The 17,570-nt window shown below is 71.5% G+C and carries 17 protein-coding genes; 10 read left to right on the forward strand and 7 right to left on the reverse strand.

The genetic code is table 11. The features are described from left to right. Positions 1 to 245: 245 nt before the first annotated feature. Both FHS42_RS20790 and FHS42_RS20795 read right to left on the reverse strand, forming a co-directional pair. A complete protein-coding gene (locus tag FHS42_RS20790; RefSeq protein WP_184574119.1) occupies positions 246 to 1,736 on the reverse strand; it encodes a sialate:H+ symport family MFS transporter in 1,491 nt (496 codons plus the stop codon). Next, the gene (locus tag FHS42_RS20795) at positions 1,733 to 2,671 is read right to left on the reverse strand and encodes a dihydrodipicolinate synthase family protein (RefSeq protein ID WP_184574121.1); all 939 of its coding nucleotides are present in this window, start codon (positions 2,669 to 2,671) and stop codon (positions 1,733 to 1,735) included. Before FHS42_RS20795 ends, FHS42_RS20790 begins: the two co-directional genes overlap by 4 nt. Positions 2,672 to 3,011: 340 nt before the next feature. On the opposite strand from FHS42_RS20795, the gene FHS42_RS20800 reads away from it, so the two are divergent. Together FHS42_RS20800 and FHS42_RS20805 are read left to right on the forward strand one after the other, a co-directional pair. Next, on the forward strand, positions 3,012 to 4,205 hold the full coding sequence (locus FHS42_RS20800) for a saccharopine dehydrogenase family protein (protein WP_184574123.1): 1,194 nt from the start codon (positions 3,012 to 3,014) through the stop codon (positions 4,203 to 4,205). Positions 4,206 to 4,290: 85 nt separating this feature from the next. Beyond that, entirely contained in the window at positions 4,291 to 4,923 is a 633-nt protein-coding gene (locus FHS42_RS20805) for a DUF1203 domain-containing protein (RefSeq protein ID WP_184574124.1), read from the forward strand. A 167-nt stretch (positions 4,924 to 5,090) separates the two neighbouring features. Here the strand turns inward: FHS42_RS20805 and FHS42_RS20810 are convergent, their stop codons facing one another. Then, positions 5,091 to 5,255 carry a hypothetical protein gene (locus tag FHS42_RS20810; protein WP_184574126.1) on the reverse strand — a complete coding sequence of 55 codons (165 nt, stop codon included), beginning with the start codon at positions 5,253 to 5,255 and terminating at the stop codon, positions 5,091 to 5,093. A gap of 106 nt (positions 5,256 to 5,361) precedes the next feature. Next, a complete protein-coding gene (locus FHS42_RS20815) occupies positions 5,362 to 6,087 on the reverse strand; it encodes an endonuclease V (protein WP_184574128.1) in 726 nt (241 codons plus the stop codon). A gap of 97 nt (positions 6,088 to 6,184) precedes the next feature. Here FHS42_RS20815 and FHS42_RS20820 point away from each other — a divergent pair, with 97 nt between their 5' ends. Further along, positions 6,185 to 6,484, forward strand: coding sequence for a YciI family protein (locus FHS42_RS20820; RefSeq protein ID WP_184574130.1), 300 nt, complete (start codon positions 6,185 to 6,187; stop codon positions 6,482 to 6,484). Positions 6,485 to 6,679: 195 nt separating this feature from the next. Here FHS42_RS20820 and FHS42_RS20825 read toward each other — a convergent pair whose 3' ends face one another. Together FHS42_RS20825 and FHS42_RS20830 are read right to left on the reverse strand one after the other, a co-directional pair. Further along, complete coding sequence (locus FHS42_RS20825; RefSeq protein WP_246495097.1) at positions 6,680 to 7,891, reverse strand: beta propeller repeat protein; 1,212 nt, start codon at positions 7,889 to 7,891, stop codon at positions 6,680 to 6,682. 117 nt (positions 7,892 to 8,008) lie between these two features. Next, a complete protein-coding gene (locus FHS42_RS20830) occupies positions 8,009 to 9,628 on the reverse strand; it encodes a sigma factor (protein WP_184574134.1) in 1,620 nt (539 codons plus the stop codon). Positions 9,629 to 9,829: 201 nt separating this feature from the next. On the opposite strand from FHS42_RS20830, the gene ssgD reads away from it, so the two are divergent. Together ssgD and FHS42_RS20840 are read left to right on the forward strand one after the other, a co-directional pair. Further along, positions 9,830 to 10,243 carry a spore wall synthesis regulator SsgD gene (ssgD, locus tag FHS42_RS20835; RefSeq protein ID WP_184574135.1) on the forward strand — a complete coding sequence of 138 codons (414 nt, stop codon included), beginning with the start codon at positions 9,830 to 9,832 and terminating at the stop codon, positions 10,241 to 10,243. After that, a complete protein-coding gene (locus FHS42_RS20840; protein ID WP_184574138.1) occupies positions 10,236 to 11,336 on the forward strand; it encodes a PP2C family protein-serine/threonine phosphatase in 1,101 nt (366 codons plus the stop codon). Before ssgD ends, FHS42_RS20840 begins: the two co-directional genes overlap by 8 nt. On the opposite strand, the gene FHS42_RS20845 is transcribed toward FHS42_RS20840, so the two are convergent. After that, positions 11,273 to 12,133: an isocitrate lyase/PEP mutase family protein gene (locus FHS42_RS20845; protein ID WP_184574140.1), complete on the reverse strand. Its 861-nt coding sequence runs from the start codon at positions 12,131 to 12,133 to the stop codon at positions 11,273 to 11,275. The two genes, FHS42_RS20840 and FHS42_RS20845, sit on opposite strands and share 64 nt — an antisense overlap. 473 nt (positions 12,134 to 12,606) lie before the next feature. Here FHS42_RS20845 and FHS42_RS20850 point away from each other — a divergent pair, with 473 nt between their 5' ends. The 5 genes from FHS42_RS20850 (at position 12,607) to FHS42_RS20870 (ending at position 17,547) form a co-directional block, all read left to right on the forward strand. Further along, entirely contained in the window at positions 12,607 to 14,361 is a 1,755-nt protein-coding gene (locus tag FHS42_RS20850) for a helix-turn-helix domain-containing protein (protein ID WP_184574142.1), read from the forward strand. A 295-nt stretch (positions 14,362 to 14,656) separates the two neighbouring features. Next, positions 14,657 to 14,917 carry a DUF5988 family protein gene (locus FHS42_RS20855; protein WP_312866966.1) on the forward strand — a complete coding sequence of 87 codons (261 nt, stop codon included), beginning with the start codon at positions 14,657 to 14,659 and terminating at the stop codon, positions 14,915 to 14,917. Between the two features lie 241 nt (positions 14,918 to 15,158). After that, positions 15,159 to 15,809 (forward strand): winged helix-turn-helix domain-containing protein, encoded by a 651-nt coding sequence (locus FHS42_RS20860; RefSeq protein ID WP_184574144.1) that lies wholly within the window; start codon positions 15,159 to 15,161, stop codon positions 15,807 to 15,809. Beyond that, positions 15,806 to 17,350, forward strand: a complete 1,545-nt coding sequence (locus tag FHS42_RS20865) for an MFS transporter (RefSeq protein WP_184574146.1) — start codon at positions 15,806 to 15,808, stop codon at positions 17,348 to 17,350. The genes FHS42_RS20860 and FHS42_RS20865 overlap by 4 nt, the downstream gene beginning before the upstream one ends. Positions 17,351 to 17,376: 26 nt before the next feature. Then, positions 17,377 to 17,547: a hypothetical protein gene (locus FHS42_RS20870; protein WP_184574148.1), complete on the forward strand. Its 171-nt coding sequence runs from the start codon at positions 17,377 to 17,379 to the stop codon at positions 17,545 to 17,547. Positions 17,548 to 17,570: the final 23 nt, after the last annotated feature.

The raw sequence follows: 17,570 nt of genomic DNA on the forward strand, positions 1-17,570 counted from the left end.
ACAAGCCCCTAGTTCGCCGACTCCCACCGGGCCGCACCTCGGCCAAAACATGCGGAAAGCCCCCGCCCGGACGCCCACTTGGCGCACCGGCCAGGGGCCGGACCCCGCCGCTGAGTGCAGAGCGACTGCTCCACGGGACCGGCGGCTGTCCACGCTCACTCACCCCAGCGAACGCAGCGGCCCCACCTAACACAGCCAGCTCAGCCAGGTCAGCCATGGCAGGCAGCTGCGCTATCTCAACAAGCTCAGTCGGCGGCGCTGCCGCGCAGTCCACCTAGCTCGCGCGGCCCCTTCGCCAGAGGCACGACGGGGGACGGCGCCAGATGGTCGTCCGGGCCATCGGGATCGGTGAGGCGGGAGAGCCTGCGCGGCACGTCACATCCGACGAGCACGATGACCACCACGGTCAGCCCGAACGTCAACACGGCCAGCGCCCGCCCCAGGGACATCCCCTCGGCCAGCCGGGCGCCGAGCACCGGCGCGACCGCGCCACCGAGCGCGCCGACGTTGTAGACGAAGCCGAGCGAAGCGGCCCGGTTGGCGGTCGGGAAGTGGCTGGCGATGTACTTGGGCAAGATGCCGGAAATCCCCTGGCTGAGTGCGAGCAGCCCAAACAGCAGCACGCCGAGCGCGACCAGGCTGTCCTCAACGGCGAAGACGGGGAAGACGAAGCCGAGCGAGGCGATCAGCGTCCACGCGTAGGCGCGCCGCGTGCCCACCCAGTCCCCGACGAACCCCGCCAGCCAGCAACCGCACATGGTGCCGAATCCGGCGTAGAACATGACGTCACCGACCTGGCCTGGCGAGTAACCCATCTCGGTTTTGAGGTAGGTGGGCAGCAGCGCCTGGATCGGCCAGCTGTAGAGGAACGCGCAGAAGACGGTGACCATCAGCGATACGTACAAGATCCACCGTCGCCGTCCGCCGATCTGTACCGCGAATGCGATCAAACAGCCCGCGGCCAGCACCGACAGCGGCCATACCAGGCCCTCGCCAACCGGGGTGAACACGCAAAACAGTGCGGTGCTCGCGGCGACGGTGAGCGCCGTGTTGCACCAACTGCGCAGCCGCCCGGCGAACAGCGGCGCAAACGCGTTGGGCCGCCGCTTGTCGGCCGCGACCTGCGCACTCCACTCCTCAGCCTCCGGCAGGGACCGGCGCACCCAAAGGGCCACCAGGACCGGCAGCACGCCGATCCAAAACATCCAGCGCCAGCCCCACTGGGGCACCACCCACTCGTACAGCTTGGACGCGATGATGGTGCCGCCCGCGTAGCCGGAGATCAAAAAGCCGGAGGCGCGGTTGCGCAGCCGCGGCGGCCAACTCTCCAAGACGTAGGTGGCGCTCGCGCTGTACTCCCCCGCCATACCCATGCCGATCAGCAGCCGGGCGGCGAAGAGGCTGGTGTAGCCCCACGCGAAGCCGCACGCGAAGGTGCCCAACGAGTAGAGCAGGATGCTGATGACCATCGCGGCCTTACGCCCGTAATGGTCCCCGAAGGCCCCCAGCAGCGCCCCGCCCAGCCAGCGGGTGATGAATGCCCCGGACACCAGGCTGGCGGCTTGCACCCCGCTGAGCCCGAACTCGTCGCTGATCTCGGTCAGCACCAGGGTGATCAGGACGAAGTCGAACCCGTCGAGGAGGTAGCCGAGCCAGGCCGCGAACATGGCCTTCCACTGGGCCGCCGAAACCTCGCGGTACCAGGGCACCCCGGGTGCCGGCACGGCATCGGTCATGGCAGCAGTCCCGCTTCTTCGAGGAGCTTGCGCACCCGCCCTACCGCCTCGTCGTCGAGTGGCACCTGGGGCGCCGCGGTGGCCTGGCAGTCGATGGCGCCGAGCAGCCGCAGCGCGGCCTTGAAGCCGCCGAGCCCCGCCGAGCTGCCACCCATCAGCGTCGGGTCGCCGGCGTCGGTGAGCGCGAACAGCGCGGCGAGGCGATCCTGCTCGGCGGCGGCCTCGGCCCACCGGCCGGCGCGGGCGTGTGCGTACAACCGCACATAGCCGTGCGGGTCCACGTTGCCAAGGCCCGGAACAACGCCGTGCGCGCCGGCCAACAGCGCTCCGTCTACGGTGAGTTCGGAGCCGGTGAGGACGGAAAACCGTGCGTCAAGCCCCCTGCGGCGGACGTCGGTCAGCAGCCGGCGCAGCGCTCCCTCGTCGCCGCTGCTGTCCTTGAGCCCAGCGAGGGTGCCGTCTGCGGCGAGTGGCAGCACGATGTCCGCGGTGAGCTTGGAGTGCACGGCGAGCGGGATGTCGTACGCGAACAGCGGCAGTTGCGTGCTGGTGCGGATGCGGCGGAAGTGATCGGCGATTTCGGCGGGGTGCGTGCGGGTGTAGAAGGGGGCCGTGGCTACGAGCGCGTCGGCGCCACTGGCCACGGCGCTCGCGGCGTGTTCGCACACCCGGGCGGTGGTCATGTCGATGATCCCGGCGAGCACCGGCACCCGCCCTGCGGCGGCCTCCACCACCGTCTCCAAGGCGGTCCGGCGCTGGGCGTCGGTGAGGTACGCGGCCTCACCGCTGGAGCCAAGGACGAACAGGCCGTGCACGCCCGCATCGAGCAGCCGCCCAGCGAGCGCGGCCAGCGACCGGGTGTCCACGTCGCCCGTACGAGTCAGGGGGGTGCACAGCGGCGGAATGACGCCGGTGAGGGGAACCGCAAGGCGCATCGGGACCAGCTTTCTCCGAGGGCGTCGATTGAGGACGTCGATTAGCGCTAGGGGAGTAACAGGGGAGGAATAACGGGGAACGGCATCCAATGCCATCTAAAACGACTGCTAACCCATGACAAGAAGCGACAATCCGGACGTTGGACGTCCTATGTTTGGGCCGAATGTGACGGAGCACCGGGCGCCTGTCAAGCCGCCTGCACCCGCTCGCCGCTTATTGACTCGAAGTCAACAACTGCTTACCGTGACGGCTTCCGGGCTGTGGACCGCCTAAGCCGCGCCCCCAGCCGAGCATGCACGGCGAGCCGGCGCAGCCCCGGTGGCCAGCGAGGAGACAACGATGCTGCGAGCGCGGGACGGGGAACAGCGCGAGCACGACCTCGTACTGTTCGGGGCCACCGGCTTCACTGGGGCGCTGACCGCCACCTATCTGGCCACACACGCCCCCAAGGGCTTTCGCTGGGCGCTCGCCGGACGCAGCGAACAGCGGCTCGGCGCGCTCCGCGCCAAGCTGGCTGCCATCGATCCGGCGCACGCGAAGCTGCCGCTGCTCACCGCCGATATCACCGACCCCACCTCGCTGCGCGCGGTGGCCGGCAGTGCACGCCTGGTCGTCAGCAGCGTCGGCCCCTATCTGACGTACGGCGAGCCGCTGGTCGCCGCCTGTGCCGAAGCGGGCACCGACTACGCGGATCTGGCCGGGGAGCCGGAGTTCCTTGACCGGATGTACGTCCGCTACCACCAGCGGGCCCGCGCCTCCGGAGCCCGGCTGGTGCACGCCTGCGGCTTCGACTCCATCCCGCCCGACCTCGGCGTGCGCTACACGGTAGGGCTGCTGCCGGAAGGGGTTCCGTTGCGGGTGGACGGCTATGTGCACACCCATGCGGCCTTCTCCGGCGGCACCTTCGCCTCCGCGCTGAACGCCGCCTCAAGGCCGGTCGCCATGGCCCGCGCGGCCCGCGCCCGCCGGCGCGTCGAGCCGCGCCCTGCGGGTCGCGCGGTGCGCGCGCCGCTCGGCTCGCCGCACCGCAGCCGGGACCTCGGCGTCTGGGCGCTGCCGCTGCCGACCATCGACGCGCAGATCGTGGCCCGTTCGGCCGCCGCGTCCGCGCGCTACGGCCCGGCCTTCCGATACCGCCACTTCGCGGCCGTGCAGCGCCTTCCGGTGGCCGTCGCCGGGGTCGCGGGAACGGGCGCGCTGCTGGCGCTGGCCCAGATCCCGCCGATCCGCTCCTGGCTCTCGGGCCGTCACAAGCCGGGCGTGGGGCCGAGCGAGGAGCGGCGGGCGGGGAGCTGGTTCACGGTGCGCTTGGTCGGCGAGGGCGGCGGGCGGCGGGTGATCACCGAGGTTTCCGGCGGTGATCCTGGCTACGACGAGACGGCCAAGATGCTGGCCGAGTCGGCGCTGTGCCTGGCGCTCGACGACCTTCCCGAGACGTCGGGCCAGGTGACGCCGGCCACGGCGATGGGCGGGGCGCTTACGGATCGCTTGATCCGGGCGGGCCTGGTGTTCCGGGTGGTGCAGGGCGCCTGACGGCGTGCGAGCGGGGCCTGCGGGGTCGAGCGCGACGTCCGAAAACCGCCAGCGGTTGCCACACGGGGCGTTGCAGCATGGCCGTATGAGCAGCGAAACCACCACCGCGCCCCATGACTTCCCCCGTCCCGTTCCCAGCGCCGGGCCCGGTTACGAGGTCCGCCCCATCGTTCCCGAGACCCTGCGCGAGCTGCGGCTACGGGACGACGCCGGACGAGCCCCCCGCGTGGTCATCGAAGGGGACGGCGGCACTCCGCTGCGTTGCTGTCTGAGCCGCAGCGTTGCCGGCGAGCGGCTTTTCCTGGTGTCGTACGCGCCGCTGCGCCGGTGGGCGGCCGAGACCGGGGGCGACCCGGGCCCGTACGACGAGGTGGGCCCGGTCTTCATCCACCCCGAGCCGTGCGGCGGCTGGCCGGCTGCCGGGCAGGGCGGCGGCGGAGCCATGAGCTACCCGCGGGAGATGTGGGGCGAGCGAAGGGTGCTGCGCGCCTACTCGACCAAGGGCGAGATCCTCGGCGGACGCCTCATCGAGGGACACACAGGCACTGCCAGCACTGCCAGCACCGAGGAGAATGACGGGAACGCCAAGGCCGGTGTCAGCCTCGATGAGGCGCTGGAGCAGTTGTACAGCGACCCGCGCGTCGCCGCCGTGCACATCCGGGCCGTGGAGTACGGCTGCTTTCATGCGGAGACCCGGCGGGTGGATGGCGGGGCGTGACGCCTCGCGTGGCCCCACCTGTTCCAGTCCCGGTCCAGTACCGGTCCAGTCCCGGTCCGGCCTCTGAGCTCGGGTTCGCAGCCTGGCCCCTGAGTTAGAAACCTCTGACCCGATCTTTGGGCTCGCTCTCGCGTGGCCCGACTCCTGGGGGCTGGCGCTGCCACGGCTCAGTCCCAGAGGTTGCCGATCAGCCCGGCGTACGACGTACACAGCTGCCAGACGAGCCAGAACGCGCCGTACACGATGCCGACCAGCAGCACGGTGGCCACGATGGGGTCCAGCCTGCGCTGCCACCGAGACCGGTTCATCGACTGATAGTCATGCTCTGCCATGCCTTCAACATACCGATAAAAGTCAACCGCCCATGCCCCCGTGGCGGCGGCGAGCGGCAGCCAGCAGAGCCCTGGCGGCCCGCCTAACCGGATCTCCCGGCACGGGTCAACTCCCGGCGGCGAGCGCGGCAAGCGCCCTACGGCATGCTCCATCCGCCGCCCGGGTGGTTTCCGGCAGCCGAAAGCGCGGGCTGAGGAGCAGGGTGTGGGCGCAGGCGGCGTCCAGGGTCATCCGGTGGCCAACGGACACAAAGACGGGCTTGACGCCCGGCTGGGTCCGCACCGCCCGGCCCACCTCCTCATCGCCGTCCCACAGCGGCGAGCTGTCGCCCCGCCGCTCGCCCGGCGGGGCGTAGCGGAAGGCGAACGGGTTCTTGGCGACGCCGATGGCAGGCAGCCCGGTCAGCACGCCCAGATGGCTCGCCAGTCCGAACCGGCGCGGGTGTGCCAGGCCGTAGCCGTCGCACACCACGAGGTCGGGGGTGCGGCTGAGCCGGCCGAGCGCGGTGAGGACGGTGGGGATCTCACGGAAGGCGAGGAGGCCGGGCACATAGGGAAAGGAGATCCGGCCAACGGCGGTGGTCGCCTCGACCACGACGAGGCTGTGCAGGTCGATGGCCACGGCCGCCGCGGCAACGAGATCACGGGCATCGTCGTACGCGACGTCCACGCCGACGACCACGCCCGGCGCGCCCGGCTCGACGGCCGCGCTGGACTGCGTGACCCGGCCGCGCAGCATTTCCTGCACGGCGGTCGCTTCAGCCTCGGTGGTGGGCCAGTCGGCGGGCACGTCCGCCACTGGCGGACACGGCGACTCGGGAGAAGGACTCATAGCGGTGCGCACGCTACGCGAGATCACCGAGTCGTCCCCATCCGGCCCCATCCGGCCCCGGCGGCCCTCAGTCGATCATCGACGTAACCTGGCGACCATGTTCGTACTTGAGTTGCACTACACCGCTCCGCTGGAGCGGATCGACGCCCTGCTCAGCGACCACATCGACTGGCTGACGACGCACTACGAGTCGGGGACCTTCATCGCCTCCGGGCGCAAGGAACCGCGCGACGGCGGCGTGATCCTCGCGGTGGGGGCGGACCGGCCGGACATCGAGCAGGTGGTGGCGAACGACCCGCTGGTCGTCGCGGGAGCGTGTGAGTACCGGATCACGGAGTTCCTGGCGACGAAGACCGCCCCCGCGCTGGCCGCATACCGGCAGGAGCTGCCGTCCTGACACCGGCCGCGCCCCACGGCGCGGGCCCGTTGGCCAAGGCGGCCCCTGGCCGCGAGGCGCCTGCCGGCCGAGGCAGCGGCTGACCGGAAGCGGGCCATCGGGCCGGACGCGGGCTGCCGGCCACTCCGCGTCCCCCGCCGAGTGGGTCCCAGGCGGGGGCCGCGGCGCAGCGGGGCGGCCCCGACGTGCTGCGGGTCAGCGGCCCGCGACGCTGAGGCGGGCGATGCGGCCCTTTTCGCCGGAGGCCCAGCAGCTCAGGTCCGGGGCGCAGTCCACCGTGTCGTAGGAACCGGTGTCGAAGGTGCGCCAGCGCCGGCCGCCGTCGAGAGTGAGTTCGCTACCGGTGGGGCCGACAGCGAGCGCGGCGGAGCGGCTGTACGGCAGCCAGGCAACGCCCGAACGGTAGCTGGGCGGCTGACGCCGCGCCAGGCTCCAGTTCGCGCCGCCGTCACCGGTGGTCGCGGCCGTGCGGGGTGACGGCTCGCCCGGTCGGTAGTCGCCGCCCACGGCCAGGCCGTGCCGGGCGTCGCGGAACGCGAGCCCGAAGACGCCACGAGCCGGGTCGCCGGCCGGGATGGGCGCCGCGGTCACCGTCCAGGTGTGGCCCCGGTCGGCCGAGTGCAGCACTCGCGCGGTGGCGGCGCCGCCGGTGGCGATCCACGCGTCCCGGCTGCCCGAGCTGACCAGGCACTGTCCACTGGCGGCGAACGCCGCCTCGCCCGGCTGCGCGGCCGGCATCCCCGCGGACGGCAGCACGCGCCAGCTTCGGCCACCGTCCCCGGTGGACAGGATGCGGTACTTGCCGCCCACCGGGTCGCTGAGTGCAATGCCGTGCCGAGCGTCGAAGAAGGTCATGCAGTCATAGAAGGCCGCCGGGTCGGTGTTGCGGAAGCTCTCCGTCCAGCTCGCGCCGCCATCGTCGGTACGAAAGACGCGGGACGCCTCCCCCTCGCCGATGGCCAGTACCACCGCGTGCCGTCCGTCGAACGCCTCCACGTCCCGGAACTCCAGCGCGCCCGCGCCGGGCGGCGATACGTTACGCCAGCTCTTGCCGCCGTCCGCGGTACGCAGCACAGTGCCCTGGCTGCCGGCTACCCACGCGGTACGACGGTTGACGGCGGCAAGCCCGCGGAACCGGGCCTGGCTGCCGCTGTCACCCAACCGCCACGCCAGGTTCGGGCCCACAGCGCCGTCGAACGCATCGGCACCCCCTGCCCCGCCACGGCTTTCCGCAGCGCCGGCGCTGCTCGTACTGCCGGCGTTGCCCGTGCTACCGCCGGTGCCAGCACCAGTGCCACTGCCAGCGCCTTCGTCGCCAGCCGCACCGGCGTTCGCGGGTGCCGTGAGCGCGGCTGCCAGCGCCACCCCGCACATGCCCGCCGTCATCATCCGTCGCAGTGTCCTCATGCCCGTCATACCCCTCATGCCCCTCATGGCGCTGGAAGCTAGCCCATTCCTCGGGCGGCGTCCACGGTCGGCGGCTTATGCGCACCGGCCAGGGGGTGCGGCAGGAGGCGTACATCCTCATCTGTACCAGCAGACCTGCCAGCCCAGGACCAGCTGCCTGCAGACGAGTTCACCGTTGGTTGGGCGGTCGGTCGGGGAGCTCGACGGCGAGGGCGGCGTCTGGGTCGGCGTCCCCGTTGATGTGGGCGTGGGCGTGGGCGTGGGTGCGCCGGTGGGGGTCGGAGTAGGCGTCGGAACCGGGGTCGGTATGTCCGTGGGCGGCACGGTTGGCGTAGGTGTGGGCGTGGGAGGGGCCGGGGACGGGGTCGGCTCCGAGACGGAAGGAGAGGGGGAGGTGGGAGCGGTGGATGTCTGGTGGGTGGGGCTTGCCAGCCTTGTTGGCTGCTGCTCGCGGGGTGGGGTGCTCGGGGCCTGGTGCGGCGGTGCGGCGGATGTGGTCGGCGGGCGCGGAGCGGTAGGCGCCGGGGGCACCGTGGAAGGGGAGCCCGGGGCCTGCACGCCGGGCGCCGACGCCGACGCCGACGCCGACGCCGAAAGGGTGGGCGCCGCCGACCGCTTCACGTCATCCCGCGGCGCGCCTTCGGTGCCCGGTGCCGGGTCGGCCGGCCGCTGGCCTGCGGACTCACTCGTAGCCGCGGCGGGTGCCTGCGCGCGCTGGCGCGGTGCGGAGTCACCCCCACCGCTGAGCAGCAGGCCCACCGCGACCGCGATGCCCGCGACGGCGACCACCCCGGCACCGGCCACCGTGGCGGCGACCGGTCCCGCCTGGCCGAGCTGGCCGCGTAGCAGGTGCCGTACGGACTTCAGCGCCCCCGCCACCGGCTGACCACCGGCGCCCCCGGTCGCGGAGCCGCCGACACCCCCAGCTCCGGCGGCTCCCATGGCTCCCACGCCAAGGAGCGGCGCCAAGAACTTCGCACCGCCGCCCGCAAACAGCACCAGCAGCGCGGGCCCGACCAGCGCGGGCAGCCGCGTGTTGGCCTGGGCCAGCACGGCGAGCCGGTCCCGGCACTCCGCGCACTTCTCGACATGCAGCGCGATGCTCTCGGCCTGCCGGGGTGAGTCGGCGCCCCGTACGTGTGCGGGCATCCGCTCCCAGTGCACCGCGCAAGTCGGACTGCTCGGGGCACCGGGCTGCGCACGCAAAAACGCCTGCCGCATGCCCTCTCTGGCCCGATGCAGGAGGACGGCCGTCGCGGCGCTGTTCGCGCCTATCTGCCGGCCGACGGACTCCAGCGGTTGGTCCTCGGCCTCGGCCAGCCACAACGCCTTCACCCACCGCTCGGGCAACTGACCCATGACACGGGCCAGCAGATCGACGTACGCGACCCGCTGCGCAGGGTCCTGGCCCACCGCCTGCTCCTCGGGCAGGCCAGGACCCTGCGCGCCCGCCCCCGCAGGGTCACGCGGGATCTCGCGGGAGCTGCGGCCGGCGGTGGACCAGGAGAGGTGTCGGACGGTGGTCGTCAGATACGCGGAAACGTTGTCGATGTGATGTCCGGTACGCAGCCGCCGCCAGACCCGGAAATGCGCCTCGGCCACCAGGTCCTCGGCCACCCAGGCGTTCCCCGTCAGGCTGCGCGCGTACGCGACCAGGCGAGGGTGTTCCTTCTCGTACAGCCGCGCGTAGGCGGCCGTGTCCGGCCCGGGGTCCGGCGCGGGAGAGGCTTTGGTCATGTGGGGGGCACCTCGGGGTGTGACGCGTGGTATCGCGGGGACTCGCGGGCATGGTCGGAACTTCGCAAGCCTAAATCTCCGCCCGCCGCTCTTCGATGCCGTGACGCAGCTCACGCATGGATTGAGTGCACTGGCGTAATGCACCAGCCATCTAAGGGGTCAAAGAGACAAGGACCCGCACCAAGAGCAAGGGAGCAGGCGTTGTCCATCGTCATAGACCAAGCCGTCCAAGCCCGACTGATCGCGTCGGCGCCTCGGACCCGTGCCATCCCCGCCCGCTTGCGGTACGAACCCGCCGACCCGTTCGCGGTGTGCGTCTCGTTCCCGCCCACCGCGTCACTCGACGGATTCGAGGTGGAGTGGGCCTTCGGACGCGATCTGCTGGAGATCGGGCTGCGGGAGCCCGCAGGCAGCGGGGACGTTCATATCTGGCCATGCGGCCCCGAGCTGACCGTGCTGGAGTTTCGTGCCGTGGAGGGCATGGCCATGGTCCAGCTCAACACCGCCGATCTCCGCGAGTTCCTCGGCCGCTCGTACGAGCTCGTCCCGGCGGGCGACGAGGGCGGGTACCTCGACGTCGATGCCGATCTCGCGGCGCTGCTACGGGATGCCTGAGCCGATGGGGGCCCGCTGCGAGACCGCGCTGGCCGGTGCCGCGCCCGGCATGAGCCGGCCCGCCGCGCCGTCCCGACCCATGCCCGCAGTGCGCCCCGCGACCGAGCCGGGCCTGGCGAGTTCTGCGTACCCGCTGCCTGGCACAGCGGTTGGGCCCGGCATGGCCACCGCGGGCGCGGCAACCTCGCCCGGTGCCGGTCTGCGTGCGGCGCTCACCGTGTCGGCCCGCAATGTGCCGGCCGACGCCGTCAGCGGGGCCAGCGGCGATGTGTGTGCCGCCCAGCGCACCCCGTACGGCCTGCGGCTGCTGATCGGCGACGTGCGGGGCAAGGGGCCCCGCGCGGCCGTGGGTGCCGCCGCGCTGCGCCGGGCCTTCGACCGGGCCGCGGATCGAGTACCCACCCTGTCCGTCCTGGTGGACACCCTGGAATGGGCACTGGTCGGCGCGACCGCGCAGCCGGCGCACCGGGGTGGCAAGGATTCCGGCCCGCACAACGGCGCGAGACTCGGCGGTGCCAGACCCGGTGGTGCCAGTCTTGACGCTGGTGCGACGGGGGCCGACGAAGACAGCGCCGACGAGAACTTCGCCACTGTCCTGGTCGCCGAGGTGAGCCTGGACGGTCGGACGCTGCGGCTGGTCAACCGGGGCCACCCGGCGCCCCTGCTGCTGCGCCCCGGGCGGATGCAGCGACTTGAGCCGAGGCGGCGGTTGCTGCCGCTCGGCCTCGGTGCGGTCGCCGGCATCGGACAGGTCTCGGCCCCGGCCGGTCCGTACGCCGATGAGCTGGCGTTTCCCGAGGGTGCCTCGCTGCTGCTGTTCACCGATGGGGTCACCGAGGCGCGGAACGCGCAGGGCGTCTTTTACGATCCGTTGGCGCGGCTGACCCGGTTCGCCGGTGCCGCTCCCGCGGACCTGATCGATGTGCTGCACCGCGATGTCATACGGCACACGGGCTCGGCCCCCGCCGACGACATGGCGATGCTCGCGGTGCGCCGCGCGGCGCGTGCTCCTGGCCAACCCACGCCGGGTTACGGGCGGGCGAAGAGGCGGCCCAACTCCGGGTGTGCGAGCCCGTTCGCCAAGGACGCGTAGGTGCCCGTGGTGAGCAGTTCGCGCGCCGCGCGCTGGGTAAGCGCGTGCGCCGCCTGCGCGATCCCCGCGCCCACGCTGACCCTGGCCACCCCGAGCCTGGCCAGTTCGCCGACGCTCGGTGCGCCGGGCCCGACCGTGATGTTGAGCGGTGCGGCGATGCCCCGCGCCAGTGCGGCTACCACCGCGGGCTCGACCACCCCCGGCACGAAGATCCCGTCCGCGCCGGCCGCGAGATAGGCCGCCGCGCGGTCCAGGGTCTCGGCCAGTTGGGTGGCCGGCGTCCCCGCGGCCCGTAGATAGATATCGGTGCGCGCGTTGATGAACAGCGGCACCCCTGCCTCGTCCGCCGCTCGCCGCGCCGCGGCGATCCGCTCCGCCTGCTCGTCGGCGGGGCGCACGGGAGGGCCATCGGATGTGTACGCGGCGTCTTCCAGATTGACGCCGACCGCGCCCGCCGCGAGCACGTCGCGAATGGTTGCGGCGACCCCGGCGGCGTCGTCCGCATAACCGCACTCGATATCGGCGGTCACCGGCACATCGACCGCATCGACGACGCGCCCGATCAGTTCCAGCGCCTGAGCACGGCCCAACTGCTCCCCATCGGCGGCGCCGAGCGCCCAACTGACACCCGCGCTGGTGGTGGCCACGGCCGCGGCCCCGGACCGTTCGATGAGGCGCGCGCTGACGCTGTCCCAGGCGTTCGGCAGCACCAACACGCGCTCATCGGAATGCAGATCACGAAAGGCACGGGCACGCTCGACCAGGGTGGCTACGGCAGAAGATGTCTCGGTACTCATGCAGCCAAGTTCATCAGCACGTATCGCCATCGGCTGGCGAATTTCCGACATAACGGTACGCGGAACACGGCCTCTTGGCTCGACCGGTTCGACTTCGCGCGATCAGTAGCCGCCGGACCGCAACCGTCCTGGCCCTATGTCGGTCACCTTGAGTGTTACCGCCGCTCATCGCGCCGGCGGACGCGCGACACGAAGCCCAGCAGCTTCCGCGTACCGCCCCGGGGGACGACGGCGGGCGCCGCGGGACCTCCCGATGGGCGGGACAGCGCTCCAGCCGCGTAACGGACCACCCGACGCCATACGCGAGAACGGCGGAGTACGGCGGAGTACGAAAGTGCGCCGTTGATCGGCGGAGTACGAACGACACAGCCGGCCACGGCGCCGGGCCGGTGGCTGCGGTATCGGGCAGCGCCAGGCAAGAACGAGTGGAATTAAGAACGAGTGGAAACAAGCGGAAGCAAGGGGGAGCGCGGGTGAGGAGCGCGACGGAGATCGAGAAGTTCGCGGGCTGTCTGCGGGAGTTGAAGGAACGATCGGGGCGTAGCTATGGGGTGTTGGCGCGGCGGCTGCACGTCAGCACCTCCACCCTGCACCGGTATTGCAACGGTGACGCCGTACCAGCGGACTACGCCCCGATCGAGCGGCTGGCCAGGCTCTGTGCGGCCACTCAAGAGGAACTGGTCGAGCTGCACCGCCACTGGCTCCTGGCGGACGCGGCCCGCCGCACGAACTCGGCCCGCGGCAACGCCACGCGGGGGGCAGGCTCATCGGGGAGCACCGACTGCGCCAACTCGGGCCGGGAGGCGCAGCCACCGCAGGCCAAAGGGTCCGGCGAGCCCCGTAACCCGGGTTCAGCCGCTTCAACCGTTTCAGCCGCTTCAGCCGCGGGCGCAGGCTCAGCCAAGGGCGCGGGCCCCTCCCCGGAGCCGGACCCACCACAGGAGCCGAGCCATGCGGCATCGCCCGGCACGCCGCAGCCTCCCTCCGTACCGGCAACGCCCGGTACGCCCACACCCATGCCCACGCCTTCGCCCACGCCGGATACGTCCAGCACGCCCACGCCGTCCCCCACGCCGCAACCACCCCACCCACGCAGGTCGTGGCGCGGTCCGGCGCATCGTCTTCCGGCCCGGCTGCCAGGGCGGGCTGCGGTGTGGGCGGCGGCCGGAGCGCTGCTCGCCGCGACCATCATCGGCGTCGCCGCGGGCTCGTCGCCGGGCGACGCGGGCAAGGGCGCCGGCGAGGACACCGGAGCGGGGTACGCCAACGCCCCCGTGAGCCCGCCACCGACGGGGCCCGATGCGCGCGCCGAAGGGCCGTTGGCCGAGCCGGACGCGGCAGCCGGCAAGAACCGGGAACGCGGGCATGGGGACGAGGCCGAAAAGGGCAGCGAGGACGAGGCGGAAGGCGCGGACAGGAAGGGCGCCGGCGCACAAGGCAGCGACGAGGGGGCGGGCGGAAGACAGCGCGAGCCTACGGCGGATGGGCGACACGGTGGCCAGTCCCCCGGTGGCGCAGCGCGCGAAAGCGCGGCACCGAGGCCCGGCGGCGCGGGCCAGGATGAGGGCCCCGACAGCGGTGCCGGCAACGGCGCCAACGACGGCGCCAGAGCGCCACTCTCGGTCAACACCCGCTCGCATGTCTGGGAGTACGGCTGCGATCACCGCTACCTCATCAACAAGTCGCCCACCGAGGTCGCTCCCCCGCCGGTGGAGCAGGACGCGCCGGGCTGGGCAAGGGCACACAACGCGGTGCACGGTGGGACCACCATCGTGGAGACGACCGTGACCGGCCAGTCTTCGAACGCGGTGGTCCTGCGCGGTCTTCAGGTGCGGGTGGTGGGGCGGCAGGCGCCGCTGGCCTGGTCGTCCTTCGCCATGGACAACGGCTGTGGTGGCGCGCTGACCCCGCGGGAGTTCTCCGTCAACCTCGACGCGGCCCGCCCGTTGGCCAAGCCCACGGACGGCTACGACGGCGAGCATGCGCTCCCCGCGGTTCGCTTCCCGTATCGGGTGTCCGCCACGGACCCGGAGGTGCTGCGCATCAATGCGCGTACGGTGCAGTGCGATTGCCAGTGGTACCTGGAGTTGGACTGGACTAGCGGCGATCGCCACGGGACCGTACGGATAGACGACGCCGGCCAGCCGTTCCGCACCAGCAGCCTCAAGGGGCGCCCGCAATATGGCTATTGGTCCGCAGAAGGTGCCTGGACCGGCGACGGGACCTGACCGCGTGGTGGCGGTCGTCGCCCCGAGCGTCGCGAGCGGGTTGCTGGCCATGAACGTCAACCTGGCGACCGTCGTGCTTGCCTCGCATGCCGGCCACGACACCGCTTCTGTGGCGTAGGTCACTGCCAAGCCCCTAGCGCCCCCAGAATCCCCAGCACTCCGACGTATCGGATTTAGGGGTTACTTGGGGCGCTGGGCTGCTGTTGAACTTGTTGATGGGACAGGCCACCCCCGCCGCCTCACTAAAGAAGGTTCATCGCCTCCACAGCGCCGCTCACCGGAGGAGCTTTCCATCGTGACCGAAGAACTCGCGCCCGAAGATGTGCTGACGCAGCAGACCACGGCCGAAGAGGCCAATGTAATTCTCCGCGGCGGCCCCGCGGCGGAATTTCCCGACCATGAGCGCATTCGCTATGTGCCGGACCCCAGGTCCACCTTGAAACTACCGCGTGGAAATCACTACGCGCATTTCGCGCCGACCACGGAAACCATTCCGCACGGCACGCACGACCTTCAGGTTTTTCTATGGACGGGCACCACCTACGTCGCTGAATAGGGGCCGGTTGCCCGACCGGCCATGGCCGTGAGGCGCGGAACGCACCCCTGCGCCCCACGGCCTCTCTACTCCCTCAGCCTCTCCACCCCTTCAGCCTCTCCGCCCCTTCCGCCCACGGTCCGGCCCTCACCTCGTACGGCCTCACCGCGGCGCGCCCGGCGGCACTCTGCACCCGGCACCAGAGATGGCTCTGCAGAAAAAACCTGTGCAGAGAACCGTCTGCAACCTTACGCTCCCCTCCATGGCCCACGCCGCACAAACCACCCCTGCCCCCGCTGACCCGCCTAGTCCGCCTGCATCCCATCGGCGCGACGAGCCAAGCAAACCCACCCGCCGAATCGATGCCCGCAGTCTGCGCGGGTTGGCCCATCCGTTGCGGATGCGCCTCTTGGATGTGCTGAAGATCGACGGGCCGAACACATCGGCCGGGCTGGCGCGGCACCTTGGCGAGAACACCGGCACCGTGAGTTGGCATCTGCGACACCTCGCCGAGCACGGCTTCATCGAAGAGGAGACCGGCCGGGGTACGCGGCGTGAGCGCTGGTGGCGGGCGATACAGGTCAGCAACGAGCTCAATACCGCCGACTTTCGGAACGACCCGCAAAGCCGGGACGCGCTGACCCTGTACAAGCGCGAGGTGCTGCGCCAGAACTTCGACCGGATCGCACGCTACTTCGACGAGGACTGGGACGATGCCTGGCGCGCCACAGGGACCGTTTCCGCCTGGCATGAACTACGACTTTCCGCCCCTCAACTAGGGGCAATGAACGCCGAGTTGGCAGCCGTGGTCGAACGGTATGCGCAGGAGTCGGTGGTTCATCCGCAACCGGACGCGCTGCCCGTGGTCGTACAGCTCCAGTCGTTCCCGCGGCGAGAGCGAGCCGACGGATGAGCCGGCGGGACCCGGCAGCGGAGCAGGACCCGGCAGCTCGTCGGGACCGGGCCCACCAGCGAGCCCACGAGGCCGCTGGGGAGGCCGAGGGGCGCCGCCCGGCCGTGCTGCCAGACAAGAGCCAAGCGGAAACGGCCAAGAGACAAGCGGACAAGGGGCAAGCGGAGATACGTGGCGGCCTGTTGCGTCGGCACCGCGATTTCCGGCTGCTGTGGTGCGGGGAGACGGCAGGCAAGTTCGGCGCCTCGGTGACCGGTGTGGCCATGCCTTTGGTGGCCGTGTCTGTTTTGGGGGCCAGCTCGTTCCAGGTGTCGTTGCTGGCCGCCGCGAGTTGGCTGCCCTGGTTGGTGATCGGGCTGCCGGTGGGCGTGTGGGTGGACCGGTCGCGCCGCAGGCCCGTGATGCTGGCCTCGGCGACGGCCTCACTGACGCTGTTCGTCTGCCTGCCGGTGCTGGCCTGGTGGGGTGGGCTGAGCATCGCTCTACTGCTGACGGTCGCTTTGCTCGCAGGCGTGTCGGCGGTCGTCTTCCAGACCGCGTACACCGCGTACCTGCCCAGTTTACTCGCTCCGGCCGATCAGCCCGAGGGTAACGCCAAGCTGCACGGCAGCGCTTCGGCCGCGCAGATCGCCGGGCTCGGCTCCGGCGGCTTCCTCACCCAGTTCGCGGGCGCCGTGGGCGGCCTCGCCGCCAACGCGCTGACCTTCGCTGTGTCGTTGGTGTGCCTGCTTCGCATTCGCCACCGCGAGCCAGTGCCGACACGCGCCACCACCGAGATCGCAACCACTGACACGGCCGGGGCCGACACCGGGGCCGGGCCCCGGCCCGACAAGGGCGCCGGCGGTCGCCAGGCCGCTCCGGCACGGGGGCGGCGGTCGCTGACCACCGAAGTGGGCGAGGGGCTGCGGCTGGTGGGAGGCGACCCCTGGCTGCGTACCCTCGCCCTGTTCGGTGCCACCTCAAACCTGGCACTCATGGGCTACCAGTCCGTCCACGTCGTCTTTCTGACCCGGGAGGTGGGGCTGGCCCCAGGCGTCGTCGGTGGCCTGATCGCGACGGCGAGCGCGGGCGGCGTGGCAGGGGCCCTGCTCGCACGCCGGGTCGCGGCCCGGGTCGGCACGGCGCGCGCGACGTTGCTGTTCGAGCTCGGCTTCGCCAGCTGCGCGCCGCTGATCGCGCTGACAACTGACGGGCTTGGCGTCGTGCTGTACCTGATAGGCGGCTGCTGCGTATCGGCCGGTGTGGTAGCGGGCAATGTGATCAAGGCGAGTTTTCAACAGCGCTACTGTCCCCCGGAGTTGCTCGGCCGGCTCACCGCCAGCGCCGCCTTCCTCAACTACGGCACGCTACCGCTCGGCGCCCTGCTCGGCGGCGCACTCAGCACGGTCTTCGGGCTGCGAGCCGCGATGTGGATCACGACGGCGGGGGTGCCGCTGGCTGGCCTTGTGCTGTTCTTCTCCCCCATCCGGCACCGTCGTGACCTGCCCACCACCCGGCGAACGGTGGCGCCCAAGGCGGCAAGGACAGCACGCCGGTCCTGAGAAGGCTCAAGGAGGCCCCGGACCATATGAGCCCGGAGACGACGCTCACCGAGATCGACAAGCTGTTCACGGTCCGGGCGACCGGGCTGCCCCGGGACCTGTTCGCCGATGTCGCGCCGAAGGTGGTGGCCTGCTGGCGGGCGCGGGCTGAGCAGGCTGCGGCGGCTGGTCTCGCCTCCGCGCGAGGCCTGTGCTGAACTGTGCAACATAACCTGCAAGC

It is taken from the genome of Streptomyces zagrosensis (genome assembly GCF_014203645.1).
Taxonomy (GTDB): domain Bacteria; phylum Actinomycetota; class Actinomycetes; order Streptomycetales; family Streptomycetaceae; genus Streptomyces; species Streptomyces zagrosensis.

Excerpts from the sequence above, each read along its gene's own strand:
- FHS42_RS20805 (WP_184574124.1), top strand. The coding sequence starts at position 4,291 with ATGAGCAGCGAAACCACCACCGCGCCCCATGACTTCCCCCGTCCCGTT.
- FHS42_RS20830 (WP_184574134.1), bottom strand. The coding sequence starts at position 9,628 with ATGACCAAAGCCTCTCCCGCGCCGGACCCCGGGCCGGACACGGCCGCC.
- FHS42_RS20800 (WP_184574123.1), top strand. The coding sequence starts at position 3,012 with ATGCTGCGAGCGCGGGACGGGGAACAGCGCGAGCACGACCTCGTACTG.
- FHS42_RS20810 (WP_184574126.1), bottom strand. The coding sequence starts at position 5,255 with ATGGCAGAGCATGACTATCAGTCGATGAACCGGTCTCGGTGGCAGCGC.
- FHS42_RS20845 (WP_184574140.1), bottom strand. The coding sequence starts at position 12,133 with ATGAGTACCGAGACATCTTCTGCCGTAGCCACCCTGGTCGAGCGTGCC.
- FHS42_RS20870 (WP_184574148.1), top strand. The coding sequence starts at position 17,377 with ATGAGCCCGGAGACGACGCTCACCGAGATCGACAAGCTGTTCACGGTC.
- FHS42_RS20790 (WP_184574119.1), bottom strand. The coding sequence starts at position 1,736 with ATGACCGATGCCGTGCCGGCACCCGGGGTGCCCTGGTACCGCGAGGTT.
- FHS42_RS20795 (WP_184574121.1), bottom strand. The coding sequence starts at position 2,671 with ATGCGCCTTGCGGTTCCCCTCACCGGCGTCATTCCGCCGCTGTGCACC.
- FHS42_RS20865 (WP_184574146.1), top strand. The coding sequence starts at position 15,806 with ATGAGCCGGCGGGACCCGGCAGCGGAGCAGGACCCGGCAGCTCGTCGG.
- FHS42_RS20860 (WP_184574144.1), top strand. The coding sequence starts at position 15,159 with ATGGCCCACGCCGCACAAACCACCCCTGCCCCCGCTGACCCGCCTAGT.
- FHS42_RS20840 (WP_184574138.1), top strand. The coding sequence starts at position 10,236 with ATGCCTGAGCCGATGGGGGCCCGCTGCGAGACCGCGCTGGCCGGTGCC.
- FHS42_RS20815 (WP_184574128.1), bottom strand. The coding sequence starts at position 6,087 with ATGAGTCCTTCTCCCGAGTCGCCGTGTCCGCCAGTGGCGGACGTGCCC.
- FHS42_RS20825 (WP_246495097.1), bottom strand. The coding sequence starts at position 7,891 with ATGAGGACACTGCGACGGATGATGACGGCGGGCATGTGCGGGGTGGCG.
- FHS42_RS20820 (WP_184574130.1), top strand. The coding sequence starts at position 6,185 with ATGTTCGTACTTGAGTTGCACTACACCGCTCCGCTGGAGCGGATCGAC.